Below are 18484 nucleotides of genomic sequence, written 5' to 3' on the forward strand. Positions count from 1 at the left end.
CGGCACCGGTTCGCGGTCACGCCGCCCGACCCGGGCGGCCCACGGCACGCGCGACCGATGCCGCCAGCCCGCCCTCAGCCCGTCCGTCATGTCATTACAAGATCCGAATTCCGAGCACACCGCCACCGCTTCTCCGCACCTCAAGCGCAGCCTCAAGGCCCGCCATCTGACGATGATCGCGATCGGCGGCTCGATCGGCACGGGCCTGTTCGTGGCCTCGGGCGCATCGATCTCGCAGGCCGGCCCCGGCGGCGCGATGCTCGCCTATCTGCTGATCGGCCTGATGGTCTACTGCCTGATGACGAGCCTCGGCGAGATGGCCGCGTTCATGCCGGTGTCCGGCTCGTTCGCCACCTACGGCGCCAAATACGTCGAGGAGGGATTCGGCTTCGCGCTCGGCTGGAACTACTGGTACAACTGGGCCGTGACGATCGCGGTGGAACTGGTGGCCGCGCAGCTCGTGATGGGCTACTGGTTTCCGCACGTACCCGGCGTGTGGTGGAGCGCGGCGTTTCTCGCCGTGATGTTCCTGCTCAACGCGCTGACCGTGCGCGGCTTCGGCGAGGCCGAATACTGGTTCGCGCTGATCAAGGTGGTGACCGTGGTGGCGTTCATCGGCATCGGCCTGCTGATGATCTTCGGCATCCTCACGGGTGGCCCGACGCCGGCGTGGCGCAACTTCACGGTCGGCGACGCACCGTTCGCGGGCGGCCTGCCGGCCATGATGGGGGTGGCGATGATCGCCGGCTTCTCGTTCCAGGGCACCGAGCTGATCGGTATCGCCGCCGGCGAATCGGAGAACCCGCACACCACGATTCCGCGCGCGGTGCGGCAGGTGTTCTGGCGCATCCTGCTGTTCTACGTGCTGGCGATCTTCGTGATCGGCATGCTGGTGCCGTACACCGATCCGAGCCTGCTCAAGAGCGACGTGACCGACGTGGGCGTGAGCCCGTTTGCGCTGGTGTTCCGCCATGCCGGCCTCGCGTTCGCGGCCGGCGTGATGAACGCGGTGATCCTCACGGCGGTGCTGTCGGCCGGCAATTCGGGCATGTACGCGTCCACGCGGATGCTCTACGACCTCGCCAGGGAAGGCCGCGCGCCGCGCGTCTTCGCCCGGCTCTCGAAGGGCGGCGTGCCGCGCAACGCCCTGATCGCGACCACGGCGGTGGGCGCGCTTTGCTTCCTGTCGTCGCGGTTCGGCGACAAGACCGTCTACCTGTGGCTCCTGAACACCTCGGGCATGACGGGCTTCATCGCCTGGCTCGGCATCGCGGTCAGCCACTACCGGTTTCGGCGCGGCTTCGTGAAGCAGGGCTTCGCGCTGTCGCGGCTGCCGTATCGCTCGCGCCTGTTTCCCTACGGGCCGATCTTCGCGTTCGTGCTCTGCCTGGTGATCGCGCTGGGGCAGGACTACCAGGCATTCCTCTCGAACCGGATCGACTGGGTCGGCGTGCTGGCCACCTACATCGGCATCCCGCTGTTCCTGGTCGTCTGGCTCGGTTATCGCGTCACGCATCGCGGCAGCCGCCTGGTGCGCTACGAGGACATGGAAATCGCGCCGTGGCTCGACGACGACACGCGCCGCGAGGCACGCCAGATCAAGCAGCAAGCGGAGACGGCGTGAGCGCCGTCGCGCTGCCCGGCCCGCTGCGGCGGCCGCGCAGCGCGTGCGGGACGTGACCCCTGGCCTGGCCCGGAGCCGGCCGATCGCCCCGGTTTTCCCGAGCGCCTTCGTTGCGCCGCGTAGGCGGCAGTTCTGGGCCGGCGTCGTCGTGCCCGATTTCGAGGGCGGCACGGCGCGGGGCCTGGAACGGCGCGATCGTACCCTTGAAGGGTAGACGTTTTCGCGGAACCTCCTTTATACTACCGCGCATGTCGCCGACTTTTCCGGTGAGTTGCACGCCGATGCGTGCATGATCGCCGCAACCGGAAAGCCGGTTCAAGTACCCCGTCAACCGGAGCAACCTGCTCCTGCGGCATGGGCCTGACCATGCACCGCATCCTTGCCGTCCTCGGGCGGCGCCTGGCCTGGGCGACGCACGCGCGTCGTGCTGGCTGAACATGACAATCGAACGAGCGCGCTGGCGTTCGAGCAGGGCTTCGGCCCCGCGCCTGGCCGGCCGGACGCGCTGCCGTTTTTGTCGGTTCGATCCCGGCCTGCCCGGGATCCGTACCTTCCCATTCGCGACGCCTCACGGCGTTCCCGCGGCGTGTGGCGGTCCGCATGCGCCGCTCCGATAAGGAGGCACTTTTCATGACTCGACGCACTGTCCGTATCGCGGGCAGCCTGTTGCTGGCCATCATCGTGTTGGGCTGGATCGCGCAGGCGATCGGCGCGGACACATGGCGGCAATACTCGGGCGACCTCGTCTACTACACCGGCCGGCACCTGATGCTGGTGGGCTATTCGATGGCGCTCGCGATCCTGGTGGGCATTCCGGCCGGCGTCGCGCTGAGCCGGCCGTCCGCCGCGCGCCATGCCGAGCGCTTCATGCAGGTGTTCAACATCGGCAACACGGTGCCCTCGCTCGCGGTGCTCGCGATCGCGCTGGGCATCTTCGGCATCGGCGAGGCGCCCGCGATCGTCGCGCTGTTCCTCGCCTCGCTGCTGCCGATCACGCGCAACGCCTACGAGGGCATGCGCAACGTGCCCGCGGCGCTGCGCGAGGCGGCGCGCGGCATCGGCATGACGCCGTGGCAATCGCTGGTGCGCGTCGAACTGCCGAATGCGCTGCCGATCATCATCGGCGGCGTGCGCACCGCGCTGGCGATCAATGTCGGCACCGCGCCGCTCGCCTACCTGATCGGTGCCGACAGCCTCGGCACGCTGATCTTCCCCGGCATCTATCTCGACAACCAGCAGATGCTGCTGCTCGGCGCCGCCGCCACGGCGGTGCTCGCGCTGCTGCTCGACGGCATCGTCGCGGCCGGCAGCCGCCACGTGCTGGCCCGCAATGGAGGTGCCGCATGAGCGTCGCGCAATTCGCCCGCGCCGTCCGGGCTGCCGGTGCCGCGCTGGCACGCCGCTGCGCGGCCGCCGTCGCGCTGGTGCCGATCGTCTCGCTGGCCTCGTTCGGCGCGCTCGCCACTGCGCCGGCTGCGGCGCAGTCCTTGACGGTGGGCGGCAAGAACTTCACCGAGCAGTACGTGCTGGCCGAGATCACCTCGCAATACCTGCGCTCGCGCGGCTACACCATCGAAACCCGCACGGGCCTCGGCAGCGTGCTGCTGCGCAGCGCGTTCGTGAACGGCCAGATCGACCTGATGTGGGATTACACGGGCACCGCCGCCCTCGTCTACGACAAGATCAAGGACAAGCTCTCGCCCGACGAGATGTACCGGCGCGTGAAGGAGATCGACGCCAGGCGGGGGCTGGTGTGGCTCGACGCGTCCCCGCTCAACAACACCTACGCGCTGGCGCTGCCCGCCGAGGCCGCGAAGCGGACCGGCATCCGCACCATCTCGCAGCTGGCCGCGAAGATCGCGAGCGACCCCAAGGGAACGCGCCACACGTTCGGGATGGACGCGGAATTCGCCAATCGCCCCGACGGCCTGAAGCCGCTGGAAGCCGCCTATCATCTGCAATTCCGCCGCTCGGAGATCCGCCAGATGGATGCCGGGCTGGTCTACACGGCGCTGCACAACGACCAGCTGACGATCGGCCTCGTCTACACCACGGACGGCCGCGTGCGCGGCTTCGGCATCGTGCCGCTCGAGGACGACCTGCACTTTTTCCCGCCCTACAACGCCACGCCGGTGGTGCGCGCGGAGGTGCTCCAGCGCAATCCGAAGCTCGCCGCGCAGCTCAACGCGCTGTCGGCCGCGCTCAACAACGACGTGATGCTGGACATGAACAAGCGGGTGGATATCGACGGCGCCTCGGTGCAGCAGGTGGCGGCCGATTTCCTGCGCACGCATCCGTTACCGTGACCGGGAGACGACCATGACCGTCCAAGCCTATCTGGCCGCCAACTGGCCCGAACTGCTCCAGCTCACGCTGCAGCACATCTATCTCGTCGGCATCGCGGTGGGCTGTGCGATCGTCGCCGGCGTGCCGCTCGGCATCGTGATCAGCCGCCACGAATGGCTCGCGCCGCCGCTGCTCGGCATCGCCACCGTGATCCTCACGCTGCCCTCGATCGCGCTGTTCGGCCTGATGATCCCGATCTTCTCCCGCTTCGGGCAGGGCATCGGCGCGGTGCCCGCGATCACCGCCGTGTTCCTGTATTCGCTGCTGCCGATCATGCGCAACACCTATCTGGCGCTGCGCAACGTCGACGCCGGCATCAAGGAGGCGGGCATCGGCATCGGCATGACCTCGTGGCAGCGGCTGCGGCTCGTGGAGCTGCCGCTCGCGGTGCCGGTGATCCTCGGCGGCGTGCGCACGGCGGTGGTGATGAACATCGGCGTGATGACCATCGCGGCCGTGATCGGCGCGGGCGGCCTCGGCTCGCTGATCGTCCGCGCGATCGGCCAGAGCAGCATGATGAAGCTGCTGGTGGGCGCGGTGCTCGTGAGCGTGCTCGCGATCGTCGCGGATCTGCTGCTGCAGGCGCTGCAGCGCGCATTGACACCGAAGGGAGTGCAGAAGACATGATCGAACTCGACCAACTGACGAAGAGCTTCGCGCAGAAGGACGGCCAGCCGGTGCGCGCCGTCGATTCCGTGAGCCTGACGGTGCCGGAAGGCGAAATCTGCGTGTTCCTCGGCCCCTCCGGCTGCGGCAAGACCACCACGCTGAAGATGATCAACCGGCTGATCACGCCGAGCTCGGGGCGCGTGCTGATCGGCGGCGAGGACACCGCGAGCCTGAACGAAGTGGACCTGCGCCGCCGCATCGGCTACGTGATCCAGCAGATCGGCCTGTTCCCGAACATGACGATCGAGGAGAACATCACGGTGGTGCCGCGCCTGCTCGGCTGGGACAAGCAGCGCTGCAAGGCGCGCGCGAGCGAGCTGATGTCGATGGTGGCGCTCGACCCGAAGCTGTACCTGAAGCGCTACCCGCGCGAGCTGTCGGGCGGCCAGCAGCAGCGCATCGGCGTGGTGCGCGCGCTGGCGGCCGACCCGCCGGTGCTGCTGATGGACGAGCCGTTCGGCGCGGTCGATCCGATCAACCGCGAATCGATTCAGAACGAGTTCTTCCAGATGCAGCGGCAGCTGAAGAAGACCGTGATCATGGTGAGCCACGACATCGACGAGGCGATCAAGCTCGGCGACCGCGTGGCCGTGTTCCGGCGCGGCAAGCTGGTGCAGTACGACCATCCCGACACGCTGCTCGCGCATCCGCGCGACGAGTTCGTGGGCCAGTTCGTGGGCCAGGACAGCACGCTCAAGCGCCTGCTGCTCGTGAAGGCCGGCGACGCGGCCGCGCAGCCGCCCACCGCGCGCGCCGACACGCCGCTCGCCGAGGCGTTCTCGATCATGGACGACAACGACAGCCGCTACCTGACCGTGGTGGACGACACGCGGCACGCGCTCGGCTTCGTCGCGCGGCGCGCCGCGCGCGGCGCCGCGGGTACCTGCGGCGAGCGGCTCAGCGCGTTTCCGGCCACCGTTTCGGCGGAGGACAACCTGCGGATCGTGCTGTCGAAGATGTACCAGTACCGCTCGTCGTGGATGCCGGTGCTCGACGCGGACGGCGCTTATCTCGGCGAGGTCACGCAGGATTCGATCGCCGACTACCTGAGCTCGGGCCGTTCGCGCCAGCAGACCGGCCAGCCGCCGCGCGTCGTGGCGGCGTGAGCGCCGCCGCCCGCGCCGGGCGGTCCAGCGCGGCGCGCCTCAGTGCGGCGCGTTGGCCAGCCGCAGCAGGGCCAGCAGTTCGTCGACGCTGAAGCGGCCGTCGAGCGTGATGCGGCCGCCTACCCAGTTGGGGCGGTTGTGCGCCGCGTCCCAGTCGATCCAGCCCGGCGCGCCGCGCAGGATGGCGGCAGCGCTTTGCTGCGAGGTGCGTTCGTTGTCCGACATCGAGATTCGATTCCTTGTGGGTGCCGCGCGTCGATCGGATCGGCCGGCGCGACGCGCGTGGGGCGGAGTAGGGCCGGCCGACGCAGGCAAGTGATTGTCGGCCGTGCGGCGGCGTCTGGGTATCGGAATGGCTGGAGATGGTGCCGGTTTCCGCTCTGCCGGCGTGCGGCCTCAGGCGCCGTGCCGGTAGGCGCTCGGCGTCATGCCGGCCCACTTGCGGAAGGCGCGCGTGAAGTTTGCCGGATCGCTGAACTGCAGGCGCGCGGCGATCGTCTTCAGGTCGAGGTCGGAGGCGCGCAGCAACTGCCGCGCATCGCGGTGGCGCGCCTCGTCGAGCAGGGCGCGATAGCCGGCGCCGGCCTCGTCGAGCCGGCGCCGCAGCGTGCGCGTGGAGACGTGCAGGCGGCGCGCGAGCGCGTCCGGGGCCGGATAGCCGTCGGCGCCGAGCACCAGCTCCGCGCGCACGCGCTCGACCCAATCGCCCTCGTCGTGGCGCACCGCCGCGTAGTCGCGCTCGACCTGCGCGAGCGCCTGGCGGTGCGCGATCTCGTCGGCGATCGCGAGCGGCCAGTCGAGCGCCTCGCGCCCCACCCACAGCGCATGCGCGTCGCAATCGAAGCGCACCGGCGGCAGGCGTTCGCGATAGCGCGCGAACCAGGGCGGCTGCGGCCACGCGAAGCGCAGCTCGAGCGGTGGCGGCCCGTCGGTTGCGCGTGGGCCGAGCAGCAGCGGCAGGCTCTGCGCGAGGCCGGTCAGCACGAACTCGAACAGGGTGTGATGGCGCAGCACCGGGCTTGCCTGCAGGCCGGCGAGCGTCAGCGTCGCGCCGTCGCCGTGCTCGGCGTAGGTCAGCGTGTATTGCCGGTTGCGGGTGCGGAAATAGCGAGCGTTGACGGCCAACGCGGTGCGCAGGTCGGGCGCGGTCAGCGCGGCATAGCCGAGGAAGCCGTGCGCCGACGGCCGCAGCCGCAGCCCGAGCTCGAAGCCGAGCCCGGCGTCGCCGCTCAGGCGGATCGCGTTCAGCACCAGCCGCGCCCATTGCGACGGCGCGATCCGCGCGTCGGGCTGCGCCAGCACCTCGTCGCGCAGGCCGGTGCCGGCGCGCACCTCGCGCGCGTCGAGCCCGCGTTCCTCGAACACCTGCAGCAGCAGGCGCGGGTAGGCGACCGGGATCGTCGGCCGCCGCAGCCCGAGGCCGTCCTTGTTTCCCATGCCGGTCACCACGTCGATTTTGGCCACGAATGACAAGCATTATGGCTGTTTGACCCCTCACGCTCAAGGCGCCGCGCGCCTACGATCGGCGGATCACAAAAAAGAGACGCCCCGCCATCATGACGACCTCGTTTCCGCATCTGCTCGCGCCGCTCGATCTCGGCTTCACAACGCTGCGCAACCGCGTACTCATGGGCTCCATGCATACCGGCCTCGAGGACAGCCGCAAGACGCTGCCGCGGCTCGCCGACTATTTCGCCGAACGCGCGCGCGGCGGCGTCGGGCTGATCGTTACCGGCGGCTTCGCGCCGAACCTGGCCGGCTGGACCAAGCCGTTCGGCGGCACGCTGGCGAGCCACGCTGCCGCGCGCCGCCATCGCGCGATTGCCGACGCGGTCCACGCCGAAGGCGGCAAGATCGCGCTGCAGATCCTCCATACCGGCCGCTACGGCTATCACCCGCTCGCGGTCGCGCCGTCGCGCATCAAGTCGCCGATCTCGCCGTTTACGCCGCGCGCGCTGTCGGCGGCCGGCGTCGAACGGCAGATCCGGGCGTTCGTGCGCTGCGCGGTGCTGGCGCGCGAGGCCGGCTACGACGGGGTCGAGATCATGGGTTCCGAGGGCTACCTGATCAACCAGTTCCTCTCGCTGCGCACCAACCGGCGCGACGACGCCTGGGGCGGCAGCTACCAGAACCGCATGCGCTTTCCGGTGGAGATCGTCGCGCGCACGCGCGAGGCGGTCGGCCGCGACTTCATCATCATCTACCGGCTGTCGATGCTGGACCTGATCCCGGACGGCAGCGACTGGGACGAGACGGTGCGGCTCGCCAAGGCCGTGGAGCGCGCCGGCGCGACGCTGATCAACACCGGCATCGGCTGGCACGAGGCGCGCGTGCCGACTATCGCCACCTCGGTGCCGCGCGGGGCGTTCGCCTGGATCACGCGCAAGATGAAGGGCGAGGTCGGCATCGCGCTGGTGACCACCAATCGCATCAACCGGCCGGAGCTGGCCGAGCAGATCCTCGCGGACGGGGCGGCCGACATGGTGTCGATGGCGCGGCCGTTGCTGGCCGATCCGGAGTTCGTGAGCAAGGCCGCGAGCGGACGCGCCGACGAGATCAACGTCTGCATCGGCTGCAACCAGGCCTGCCTCGACCACGCGTTCAAGAACCGCATCGCCTCCTGCCTCGTCAATCCGCGCGCCTGCCACGAGACGCTGCTGAACTTCGCGCCGGCGGCGCGCGCGAAGCGCATCGCGGTGGTGGGCGCAGGGCCGGCCGGGCTTTCCTGCGCGACGCAGCTGGCGCGGCGTGGGCACCGCGTCGAGCTGTTCGACGCGGCCGGCGAGATCGGTGGCCAGTTCAATCTGGCCAAGCGGATTCCCGGCAAGGAGGAATTCCACGAAACGCTGCGCTACTTCGCGCGGCAGATCGAGCTGACCGGCGTGACGCTGCGGCTGGCGCGGCGCGTGGATGCCGACCAACTGATCGCGGGCGGCTACGACGAGGTCGTGCTGGCCACCGGCGTGGTGCCACGCGATCCGCGCATCGCCGGCGGCGACGGCCCGAACGTGCTCGGCTATGCCGACGTGCTGAGCGGCCGGCGGCCGGTGGGCGCGCGCGTCGCGGTGGTGGGGGCGGGCGGGATTGGCTTCGACGTGGCCGAGTACCTGGTCCACGCGGGCACCTCGCCGTCGCTCGACGCGGCAGCGTGGCGGGCCGAGTGGGGCGTCACCGACCCGGCGCTCGCGCGCGGCGGCATCGCGCCGGCGCGGGTGACGCCGCCGGCGCGGCAGGTGACGCTGCTGCAGCGCAAGCCGGCGCCGCTCGGCAAGGGGCTCGGCAAAACCACCGGCTGGATTCATCGCGCGACGCTGAAGATGAAGGCGGTGGAGATGATCGGCGGCGTCAACTACGAACGCATCGATGCGCGCGGCCTGCATGTGACGTTCGGCGAGAAGCGGGAGCGGCCGACGCTGATCGAGGCCGACACGATCGTGCTGTGTGCCGGGCAGGAGCCGCGCCGCGACCTCGAGGCGCCGCTCCGCGCGGCCGGCCTCGCCGTGCATCTGATCGGCGGTGCCGAGCTGGCGGCCGAACTCGACGCGAAACGCGCGATCGACCAGGGTGCCCGGCTTGCCGCGCGGCTCTGAGCGGCATGCCGGCGGCCGGGGCCGGGCACCGCCGGCATGCCAGCGAAGCGCGGCTCACTGCAGGCCCGACGGGTCGCATGGGCGGTTTTCGCTCGCACGACGCTGACGGTTTAGGAAGACAAAGCTTTCAGTTTCGTTGCGAATGCAGTGGCTGCCCGATGGCCGCTTTCTTCATAAATGAAAGTATTTTGTAAAGTAATATGTAGTGGTGTTGAAAGTTTTGGAGGGGACGCAGATCGCTTCGCCTTCGCGTCCAAACTGCCAAATTGACGTCGATTTTGATTTGTCAAGCCCCTCTTTGATGCAGCCTGACCGTCTCGCGCCCGCCACGGCCCTCAAAAAAAATATAATAAAAACAATGGTTTGATTGTTTCGAAAAAATGCAACGGAATGTTGCGATGCAAAAGGTCGCACTTCCCTTTATCCTCGTTAACCCGGCGCGAGGTGGTTTCTTTTGTTACGTAGCTTTCATTGAGATTACAGCGCAGGCGCACCGCCATCGCGGGCGCATCGTCCTTACAAATCTTACGTTTCTTTCGTTCTAGTCGACTGACTCTCTGACCGGGTCTTCATAGGGTTTTTGCTGCCATGCAATCTGTACCATTCCTGAGCCTCGCGATCTGGACGCCGATCGTGTTCGGCGTGGCCGTCCTGCGCATCGGTTCGGATCGTTATCCGCACCGGGCTCGGTGGCTCGCGCTGGTGGGCGCGATCGTCGGCCTGCTGCTCACCGTGCCGCTCGTCGCCGGCTTCGACGCGCACAACACGGCGGTGCAGTTCACCGAATACAAGCCGTGGCTCTCGGCTTTCGGTTCGGCATGGCGGATGGGCGTGGATGGGCTGTCGCTGTGGCTGGTGGTGCTGTCGGCGTTTACGACGCTGGTGATCGTGATCGCCTCGTGGGAATCGGTCACGACGCGCGTGGCGCAATACCACGGCTCGTTCCTGATCCTGTCGGGGCTGATGATCGGCGTGTTCACCTCGCTCGACGGGATGCTGTTCTTCATCTTCTTCGAAGCCACGCTGATCCCGCTGTTCGTGCTGATCGGCACCTGGGGCCACGCGAACCGCTCGTATGCGGCGATCAAGTTCTTCTTCATCTCGTTCGCCGGCTCGCTGCTGATGCTGGCCGCGATGCTGTACCTGTTCGGCCTGACCCACACCTTCGACATGGCGGTCTGGCAGCAGGCCCGGCTGGGCTTCGCGCCGCAGCTGCTGGTGTTCCTCGGCTTCTTCGCGGCGTTCGCGGTCAAGGTGCCGATGTGGCCGGTCCACACCTGGCTGCAGGACGTGTACACCGACGGCCCGACCGGCGCCGCGGTGTCGCTGGGGATGATCAAGATCGGCGGCTACGGCTTCCTGCGCTTCGCGCTGCCGATCGCGCCCGACGCGGCCCACTACCTGGCGCCCGTGATGATCGGCCTGTCGCTGGTCGCGGTGGTCTACGCCAGCCTGCTGGCACTGGCGCAGAAGGACATGGCCAAGATGCTGGCCTATTCGTCGGTCGCGCATATGGGCCTCGTCACGCTCGGCGTGTTCCTGTTCGACCAGATGAGCATCACCGGCGCGATCGTGCAGATGATCTCCTACGGTTTCGTGGCCGGCGCGATGTTCCTCTGCGTTGGCGCGCTCTACGATCGCACCCGCACCCGCGCAATCGCCGAATACAGCGGCGTGGCCAACACCATGCCGCGCCTCGCGCTGTTCGCCGTGCTGTTCTCGATGGCCAACGTCGGCCTGCCGGGTACCTCGGGCTTCGTCGGCGAATTCCTCGTGATCATGGGCGCCGTGCGCGTGAACTTCTGGATCGGCGCGATCGCCGCGCTGACCCTGATCCTGAGCGCCGCCTACACGCTGTGGATGCTCAAGCGCGTGATCTTCGGCGCGATCAAGCACGATCGCGTCGGCAAGCTGATCGATCTGAGCCGGCGCGAGTCGGTGGTATTCGCGGCGCTGGCCGTGATCGTGCTTGCAATCGGTATTTATCCGAAGCCGTTTACCGACGTGATCGACCCGGCCGCCGCCAGTATCGTCGCTCAGCTCGAGCGCGCGAAGCCGGCGGAGGATGGGGCGGGCGCCGCGCCGACGGCTTCCACGATCAGCGTTCAGAGCGATGCGCGCATCCCGCGCACCCCGACCTGAACCTCGACGCCACGCCCGAGAGCCCCACGGGGCGGGCGTAGCGAGCCGGTTGCCAGGGTTGCGCAGGGGCCGGCTGACAAGTTGCATGGTGTGGCAACCTGTCGCAGTGTGGCTTTTGGTAAAGATGATTTGCTAAGATTCACCGCTTTTTCCCACTTCGATGGACTTATGATGCTGGCGCTTGGCGAATCGGGGTATAGCCGGTTTGCTTTTATCGACCACGCGTAAATCAGGCAAATGTGATGAATAGAAAGGCTTTTAGAAGCTTCTTGCTTTTATTGGGTGCCGGGTTGCTCGTCTGTCTATCCGGCTGCAGCTACGACCTGCTGGATCCGAAAGGCAGTGTCGGTGTCGCTGAGAAGGGACTGATCTGGACGTCGACGTGGGTGATGCTGATCGTCGTCATCCCCGTGATCGTGCTGACGCTGCTGTTCGCGTGGCGCTATCGCGAGTCCAACCGCAACGCGACGTATGCGCCGAAATGGTCGCATTCGACCGCGATCGAAGTCGTCGTCTGGACGATTCCGACGCTGATCATCCTGTACCTCGGCATCCTCACCTGGAAGTCGACGCACGAGCTTGACCCGTACAAGCCGCTCGTCTCGAACGTGAAGCCGATCAACGTCGAAGTCGTCGCGCTCGACTGGAAGTGGCTGTTCATCTACCCGGATCTGGGTATCGCATCGGTGAACCAGCTCGCGATTCCGGTCGGCACGCCGGTGAACTTCCGCATCACGTCCGACTCGGTGATGAATTCGTTCTTCATCCCGCAGCTCGGCACGCAGGTGTACGCGATGGCCGGCATGCAGACGCGTCTGCACCTGATCGCCGACGAACCGGGCAATTTCGCCGGCCTGTCCGCGAACTACAGCGGCCGCGGCTTCTCCGACATGAAGTTCCGCACGCTCGCCACCTCGCAGGGCGACTTCGATGCCTGGGTGCAGAAGGTCCGCGCCTCGGCGCAGCGCCTCGACATGAACGAGTACGCGAGCGTCGCGAAGCCGAGCGAAAAGGATCCGGTGCGTTTCTTCTCGACCGTCGATCCGCGCCTGTTCAATAACATCGTTGGCAAGTACAACAACGGCCACGTCATGGAATTCAATGACGCGTCGTGCAGTACGACGAAGGGGTAAGCATGTTCGGAAAACTTACACTCGACGCGATTCCGTATCACGAGCCGATCCTCGTGGTCACGGCGCTCGGCGTCGGCATCATGGGGGCCCTGGTGCTGGGTCTCGTCACTTACTTCGGTAAGTGGAAATATCTCTGGACCGAGTGGCTGACGAGCGTCGACCACAAGCGTCTCGGCGTGATGTACATCGCCGTTGCCCTCGTCATGCTGCTGCGCGGCTTCGCCGACGCGATCATGATGCGTACCCAGCTCGCGCTGGCGTACAACGCGCCGGGCTACCTGCCGCCGCACCACTACGACCAGATCTTCACCGCGCACGGCGTCATCATGATCTTCTTCATGGCGATGGCGTTCATGGTGGGTCTGATGAACCTGGTGGTGCCGCTGCAGATCGGCGCGCGCGACGTGGCGTTCCCGTTCCTGAACTCGCTGTCGTTCTGGATGACGGCGGTGGGCGCGATCCTGCTGATGATCTCGCTGTTCATCGGCGAATTCGCGCAGACCGGCTGGCTCGCGTACCCGCCGCTCTCGGAGCTGGCCTATAGTCCAGGGGTAGGGGTCGACTACTACATCTGGGCGCTGCAGATCTCCGGGGTGGGCACGCTGCTGACCGGCGTGAACTTCTTCGTGACCATCATCAAGATGCGCGCGCCGGGCATGACGCTGATGAAGATGCCCGTGTTCACCTGGACGGCGCTCTGCACCAACGTGCTGATCATGGCGGCGTTCCCGATCCTGACCGTCACGCTCGCGCTGCTCGGCCTCGACCGTTATCTGGGGATGCACTTCTTCACCAATGACGGCGGCGGCAACGTCATGATGTACCTGAACCTGATCTGGGCCTGGGGTCACCCCGAGGTGTACATCCTGATCCTGCCGGCGTTCGGCGTGTTCTCGGAAGTCGTGGCGACCTACGCGAAGAAGCCGCTGTTCGGCTACAAGACGATGGTCTACGCCACCTGCGCGATCATGGTCCTGTCGTTCCTCGTGTGGCTGCACCACTTCTTCACGATGGGCTCGGGCGCCGACGTCAATGCGTTCTTCGGCATCGCCACGATGATCATCGCGATCCCGACCGGCGTGAAGATCTTCAACTGGCTGTTTACGATCTACCGTGGCCGCCTGGAGTTCAGCGCGCCGATCCTCTGGACGCTCGGCTTCATGGTCACGTTCACGGTGGGCGGCATGACCGGCGTGATGATGGCGATCCCGGGCGCGGACTTCGTGCTGCATAACAGCCTGTTCCTGATCGCCCACTTCCACAACGTGATCATCGGCGGCGTGCTGTTCGGCTATCTGGCGGGCTTCAACTACTGGTTCCCGAAGGTGTTCGGCTTCAAGCTCAACGAGAAGCTCGGCAAGCGCGCGTTCTGGTTCTGGCAGCTCGGCTTCATCTTCGCCTTCACGCCGCTGTACGTGCTCGGCTTCATGGGCGTGACGCGTCGTCTGAACCACTACGACAACCCCGCATGGCATCCGTGGATGGAAGTCGCGCTGTTCGGCGCGGTGCTGGTGCTGATCGGCATCGTTCACCAGCTGCTGCAGCTGTACGTGTCGATCCGCGACCGCAACCTGCCGGGCAACCGTGACCTGACGGGCGACCCGTGGAACGGCCACACGCTCGAGTGGGCGACGTCCTCGCCGCCGGCGCCGTACAACTTCGCGATCATCCCGACGATCCACGAGCTCGACGAAGTGTCGTATCGCAAGGAGCGCGGCCTCGGCTTCGGTCTGGAGAAGGGCCAGCAGTACGAGGACATCCACATGCCCTCGAACACCAGCGCGGGCTTCTTCATCGGCATGTTCTCGCTGGTGCTCGGCTTTGCCGGCGTCTGGCACATCTGGTGGCTGGCCATCGTCGGCTTCGTCGGCATCGTTGCGACCGCGATCATCTACAGCTCGCAGAAGAACGAGGGCTACTACATTCCGGCCGACACGGTGCGGAAGATCGAAGAGCAGCGTGGTGGTGCGCGTGTCGCGGCACCGCGTCCTGCTGCAGTGGAACTGGAGGCCAACTGATGGCACAAAGCACCCTGACTGCCGATCACCATCACGCGGCAGAGCATCACCATCCGCCGTCGCATTCGGTGTTCGGCTTCTGGCTGTACCTGATGACCGACTGTATCCTGTTCGGCACGCTGTTCGCCGTGTTCGCGGTGATGCAGCACGAGTTCGCCGGCGGCCCCACGGCCAAGGATCTGTTCGACATCCCGGGCGTCGCGCTCGAAACGGCGGCGCTGCTGCTGAGCTCGATCACCTACGGCTTCGCCATGATCGGCGCGCATCGCAACAACCGCGGTGCCGTGTTCGGCTGGCTGGCCGTGACGTTCCTGCTCGGCGCGTCGTTCCTGTTCATGGAAATCCGCGAGTTCACGCACCTGATCGCCGAGGGCGCCGGGCCGGACCGCAGCGGTTTCCTGTCGTCGTTCTTCACGCTGGTGGCCACCCACGGTCTGCACGTGACGATGGGCCTGATCTGGATGGTCGTGCTGGTGGTCCAGATCGCGCGCAACCCGGAGCTGTCGGAGCAGGACGTGCGTCGCCTGACGTGCCTGAGCCTGTTCTGGCACTTCTTGGACATCGTCTGGATCTGCGTGTTTACCTTCGTCTACCTCGTGAGTGTGATCTAAATGGCCCATTCGCATACGCATGCGTCGCATGACGACGCCTCGCACGGCACCGTCAGCAGCTACCTGGTCGGGTTCGTGCTGTCGGTGATCCTGACGGCCGCGTCGTTCGGGGTGGTGCTCGGCGGCTGGTTCTCGACCAACGAAGTCAAGATCCTCGTGCTGGCCGTGCTGGCCGCGGTGCAGATCGTGGTCCACCTGATCTTCTTCCTGCACATGAACGGCTCGTCGAGCCAGCGCTGGAACGTGACCGCCTTTGCCTACACGGTGCTGACGGTGGGCATCGTGATCGTCGGTTCGCTGTGGATCATGCACAACGTCAGCATCAACATGATGTCGCGCTGATCGAGCGCGGACCCGCCTCGCCCGGGCTGATGGGCGAGGCGGTCGAGAAAAAGCCGCCCCTCGGGGCGGCTTTTTTATTGGCACGGCGGCAGCCGTGCCGCTCAAGAGATGATGTCCGGCAGCAACTTGTTGTCCTTGATGTAGGTGTCGCTGTCGCACCAGGTGAACAGCGCCTGCCCGACCTCATTGTGCTTGGCGTATTCGATCTTGCGGTCGGTGGGGCCGCTGACCTGCACCATGATGGCATTGGGAAATGCGCTTGCAATGTGCAGCGATTGGTCCAATTCTTCGCGCGTGAACGGGTGCGAAAAATTGCCGTCATGGTCGCCATGGAAACCGTAGTAGACGGTGATGGTCCCGGCTGCCCTGATGGCTTGCGCCACCAATGCCAGCTTTTTGGCAAATCCGCCGACGTCGGATTGGCCGTCGTTGGTGAATACGTTCTTCGGGTAAGACATGATCTCGTCCGGCATGATCGATTCCTTGGTTTGGGTGGAAAGCGTTATTGCCTGGCCGGCCTTGCCCGTCAATGCACGCCAATCGCTTCGTTGGTCCCTGGAAACAACGGTCGTGAACAGGCGGCGCATCGCGGACTGCACGCCACGCGATGCGAAACCCGTGGTTCACGCCATCCAGTATCGTCGGCAAGGAAGCGGGGCGATTGAGTGAAGCGACGGGAAATCCGGAGAAAGCAGCGAGATTCCGCGGTCCGGACAACCGCACGCCCCGCAGGCTGCGGTGGCGCCTGCGCACGCCCGGCCCGCACGTAAGACTTCGTAAGCCGTCTTAAGGCGAGGCAAGCATGAGCGCACCGGCTTCGCTTATAGTCATCGGATTGCACGCCGGCGGGGCCGGCCCTTGCCGCGTCGCGCCTTCCGTTTCCGTTTCTTACCGCTTTGCCGAGCACATGTCCGATACGCCCATCCAGGTCCTGCTGGTCGACGACGATGCCGCGCTGCGCGATCTGCTCCGTACCTTTTTCCAGCAGCGCGGCATCGAGGTGTCGGTGCTGCACGACGCCACCACGCTGGAGCGGCGCCTCGAGCGCGAGCGGCCTTCGGTGATCGTGCTCGACCTGATGATGCCCGGCGTCGACGGGCTGACCGTGCTCAAGCAACTGCGCGCGAGCGGCGACACGATTCCGGTCATCATGCTGACGGCGCGCGCCGACGGCGTCGATCGCGTGATCGGCCTCGAACTCGGTGCCGACGACTATCTCGGCAAGCCGTTCATGCCGCAGGAACTGCTCGCGCGAATCCACGCGGTGCTGCGCCGCCACGCGCCGGCCGGCCTCGCGCGGCCCGCCGCCGAGCGGCGCGAGCCGCTGCGCTTCGGCCCGTTCCGGCTCGACTTCACCACCCGCACGCTGTATCGCGACACCGAGCCGCTCAAGCTCACGGGCGGCGAATACGCGCTGCTCGAAGTGTTCGCGACGCATCCGATGGAGACGCTCTCGCGCGCGCGGCTGCTCGACATGCTGCACGGGCCGTATTCGAACCTGACCGAGCGCGGCATCGACGTGCCGGTCTGGCGCCTGCGCCGCCTGCTGGAAGACGACCCCGCCCGGCCGCGCTACGTGCAGACGATGCGCGGCGTCGGCTACATGTTCGTGCCTGGCGGCGATGCCGATGAAACGCCGCTTTGATACGCTGTTCGTCCGGCTGGCGTTGATGGCCATCGGCCTCGTGCTGGTGGTCCACGCGATCGGCCTGGTGCTGCTCGACCGCGAGCGGCTGCGCCTGGAAGTCGAGCAGACGCGCCGCGTGATCGCGCTGTCCACGCAGGCGCAGGCGAGCGGCAGCGCGCTCGGCCTCGCGGTCAGCGCGATGCTCGGCACGTCGTTCGTCGACGTGAAGGATGCCTTGGCGTTCGGCTGCCCGCCGCCGTGCGTCGATACCTATGGCCCGTTCGAGCGCCATCTGCGCGAGGCGATGCCGCCCGGCACGCACGTGGTCGGTGACGGCCGCTCGCGCACCATCTGGGCACGCTATCCGGGCGCGCGCTACTGGGTGACGCTGCCCTCGACGATGCCGTCGGTCACGCGCTTCATCGGCGCCTCGTCGCTGACGATGCTGATCGGCATCGGCCTGGCGATCTTCGGCGCCTGGCGCATCCAGCGCCCGCTGCGGCGGCTCGCGCAGGCGGTGCGCGATTTCCGGCTCGGCAACCGGCAGGCGGCGGTGCCGGTCGGCGGCCCGCGCGAGGTCAAGGACGTGATCGCGAACTTCAACGAGATGGTGAGCGAGCTGGCGCAGGGCGAGCAGGAGCGCGCGATGATGCTGGCTGGCCTCGCGCACGACCTGCGCGCGCCGATCACGCGCATGCAGGTGCGCGCCGACCTGCTGCCCGACCAGGCCACCCGCGACGGCTTCCTGCGCGATGCCGAGGCGCTTTCGCGGATCGTCACGCAGTTCCTCGATTTCGCGGGCGAAGGCGCGGCGCCGTCGCCGACCGCGAGCGTCGACGCGCATTGCCGCCAGCACTACGGGGGCGAGCTCGACGACGCGCTCGTTACCACCGACCTGCGCGCCGGCGAGGGTTTCCGGCTGCCGCTCGTCGATCTCGACCGGATTCTGTCGAACCTGATCGAGAACGCGATGACCTACGGCGAGCCGCCCGTCGAGATCTCCACGGCGGCGCTCGCGCAGGGCTACCGGCTGGTGGTGCGCGACCACGGGCCGGGCATTCCCGAGGCCGAGCTCGAACGCGCGCAGCGGCCGTTCGTGCGGCTCGACGCGGCGCGCGGCGGCGACGCGCACTGCGGGCTCGGGCTCGCGATCGTCAAGCGGCTGGTGCACCAGCGGCGCGGCAGCTTCGTCGCCTCGAACGCCGACGACGGCGGCTTCGTCGTCACCATGACGTTCCCGCCCGCCTGAGGCCCGCCGCCGCTTGCGGGCCGCTCG

16 protein-coding genes are annotated in these 18484 nt (G+C 67.1%); 13 read left to right on the forward strand and 3 right to left on the reverse strand.

Translation table 11 applies throughout. The features are described 5' to 3' along the window. Positions 1-88 precede the first annotated feature (88 nt). The 5 genes from KS03_RS05750 (at position 89) to KS03_RS05770 (ending at position 5745) form a co-directional block, all read left to right on the forward strand. Positions 89-1624 (forward strand): amino acid permease, encoded by a 1536-nt coding sequence (locus tag KS03_RS05750; protein WP_015877744.1) that lies wholly within the window; start codon positions 89-91, stop codon positions 1622-1624. 630 nt (positions 1625-2254) lie between these two features. Beyond that, positions 2255-2971, forward strand: a complete 717-nt coding sequence (locus tag KS03_RS05755; protein ID WP_015877743.1) for an ABC transporter permease — start codon at positions 2255-2257, stop codon at positions 2969-2971. Continuing rightward, positions 2968-3930 carry a glycine betaine ABC transporter substrate-binding protein gene (locus tag KS03_RS05760; protein WP_015877742.1) on the forward strand — a complete coding sequence of 321 codons (963 nt, stop codon included), beginning with the start codon at positions 2968-2970 and terminating at the stop codon, positions 3928-3930. The genes KS03_RS05755 and KS03_RS05760 overlap by 4 nt, the downstream gene beginning before the upstream one ends. A 13-nt stretch (positions 3931-3943) precedes the next feature. Further along, a complete protein-coding gene (locus tag KS03_RS05765; protein ID WP_015877741.1) occupies positions 3944-4597 on the forward strand; it encodes an ABC transporter permease in 654 nt (217 codons plus the stop codon). After that, the gene (locus KS03_RS05770; RefSeq protein ID WP_017424514.1) at positions 4594-5745 is read left to right on the forward strand and encodes an ABC transporter ATP-binding protein; all 1152 of its coding nucleotides are present in this window, start codon (positions 4594-4596) and stop codon (positions 5743-5745) included. The genes KS03_RS05765 and KS03_RS05770 overlap by 4 nt, the downstream gene beginning before the upstream one ends. Positions 5746-5784: 39 nt before the next feature. Here the strand turns inward: KS03_RS05770 and KS03_RS05775 are convergent, their stop codons facing one another. Both KS03_RS05775 and KS03_RS05780 read right to left on the reverse strand, forming a co-directional pair. After that, positions 5785-5970, reverse strand: coding sequence for a hypothetical protein (locus KS03_RS05775; protein ID WP_017432969.1), 186 nt, complete (start codon positions 5968-5970; stop codon positions 5785-5787). A 171-nt stretch (positions 5971-6141) separates the two neighbouring features. After that, positions 6142-7182: an AraC family transcriptional regulator ligand-binding domain-containing protein gene (locus KS03_RS05780; RefSeq protein WP_035984125.1), complete on the reverse strand. Its 1041-nt coding sequence runs from the start codon at positions 7180-7182 to the stop codon at positions 6142-6144. A 119-nt stretch (positions 7183-7301) separates the two neighbouring features. Here KS03_RS05780 and KS03_RS05785 point away from each other — a divergent pair, with 119 nt between their 5' ends. The 6 genes from KS03_RS05785 (at position 7302) to cyoD (ending at position 15581) form a co-directional block, all read left to right on the forward strand. Continuing rightward, the gene (locus KS03_RS05785) at positions 7302-9335 is read left to right on the forward strand and encodes an NADPH-dependent 2,4-dienoyl-CoA reductase (RefSeq protein WP_015877738.1); all 2034 of its coding nucleotides are present in this window, start codon (positions 7302-7304) and stop codon (positions 9333-9335) included. Between the two features lie 588 nt (positions 9336-9923). Next, positions 9924-11477: a complex I subunit 4 family protein gene (locus KS03_RS05790; RefSeq protein ID WP_015877737.1), complete on the forward strand. Its 1554-nt coding sequence runs from the start codon at positions 9924-9926 to the stop codon at positions 11475-11477. Positions 11478-11719: 242 nt separating this feature from the next. After that, positions 11720-12610: a ubiquinol oxidase subunit II gene (gene cyoA / locus KS03_RS05795; protein WP_015877736.1), complete on the forward strand. Its 891-nt coding sequence runs from the start codon at positions 11720-11722 to the stop codon at positions 12608-12610. A gap of 2 nt (positions 12611-12612) precedes the next feature. Then, on the forward strand, positions 12613-14628 hold the full coding sequence (gene cyoB, locus KS03_RS05800; RefSeq protein ID WP_015877735.1) for a cytochrome o ubiquinol oxidase subunit I: 2016 nt from the start codon (positions 12613-12615) through the stop codon (positions 14626-14628). Continuing rightward, on the forward strand, positions 14628-15239 hold the full coding sequence (cyoC, locus tag KS03_RS05805; RefSeq protein WP_015877734.1) for a cytochrome o ubiquinol oxidase subunit III: 612 nt from the start codon (positions 14628-14630) through the stop codon (positions 15237-15239). The genes cyoB and cyoC overlap by 1 nt, the downstream gene beginning before the upstream one ends. Beyond that, positions 15240-15581, forward strand: a complete 342-nt coding sequence (cyoD, locus tag KS03_RS05810) for a cytochrome o ubiquinol oxidase subunit IV (protein WP_015877733.1) — start codon at positions 15240-15242, stop codon at positions 15579-15581. It abuts the gene before it with no gap. Positions 15582-15682: 101 nt separating this feature from the next. Here cyoD and KS03_RS05815 read toward each other — a convergent pair whose 3' ends face one another. Then, positions 15683-16168, reverse strand: coding sequence for a hypothetical protein (locus KS03_RS05815; RefSeq protein WP_197964221.1), 486 nt, complete (start codon positions 16166-16168; stop codon positions 15683-15685). A gap of 320 nt (positions 16169-16488) precedes the next feature. Between KS03_RS05815 and KS03_RS05820 the strand changes: the two genes are divergently transcribed. Continuing rightward, the gene (locus tag KS03_RS05820) at positions 16489-17226 is read left to right on the forward strand and encodes a response regulator (protein ID WP_015877731.1); all 738 of its coding nucleotides are present in this window, start codon (positions 16489-16491) and stop codon (positions 17224-17226) included. Next, on the forward strand, positions 17210-18457 hold the full coding sequence (locus KS03_RS05825; RefSeq protein ID WP_015877730.1) for an ATP-binding protein: 1248 nt from the start codon (positions 17210-17212) through the stop codon (positions 18455-18457). Before KS03_RS05820 ends, KS03_RS05825 begins: the two co-directional genes overlap by 17 nt. Positions 18458-18484 lie beyond the last annotated feature (27 nt).

The sequence above is a fragment of the Burkholderia glumae LMG 2196 = ATCC 33617 genome (assembly GCF_000960995.1).
GTDB classification, from domain to species: Bacteria; Pseudomonadota; Gammaproteobacteria; order Burkholderiales; family Burkholderiaceae; genus Burkholderia; species Burkholderia glumae.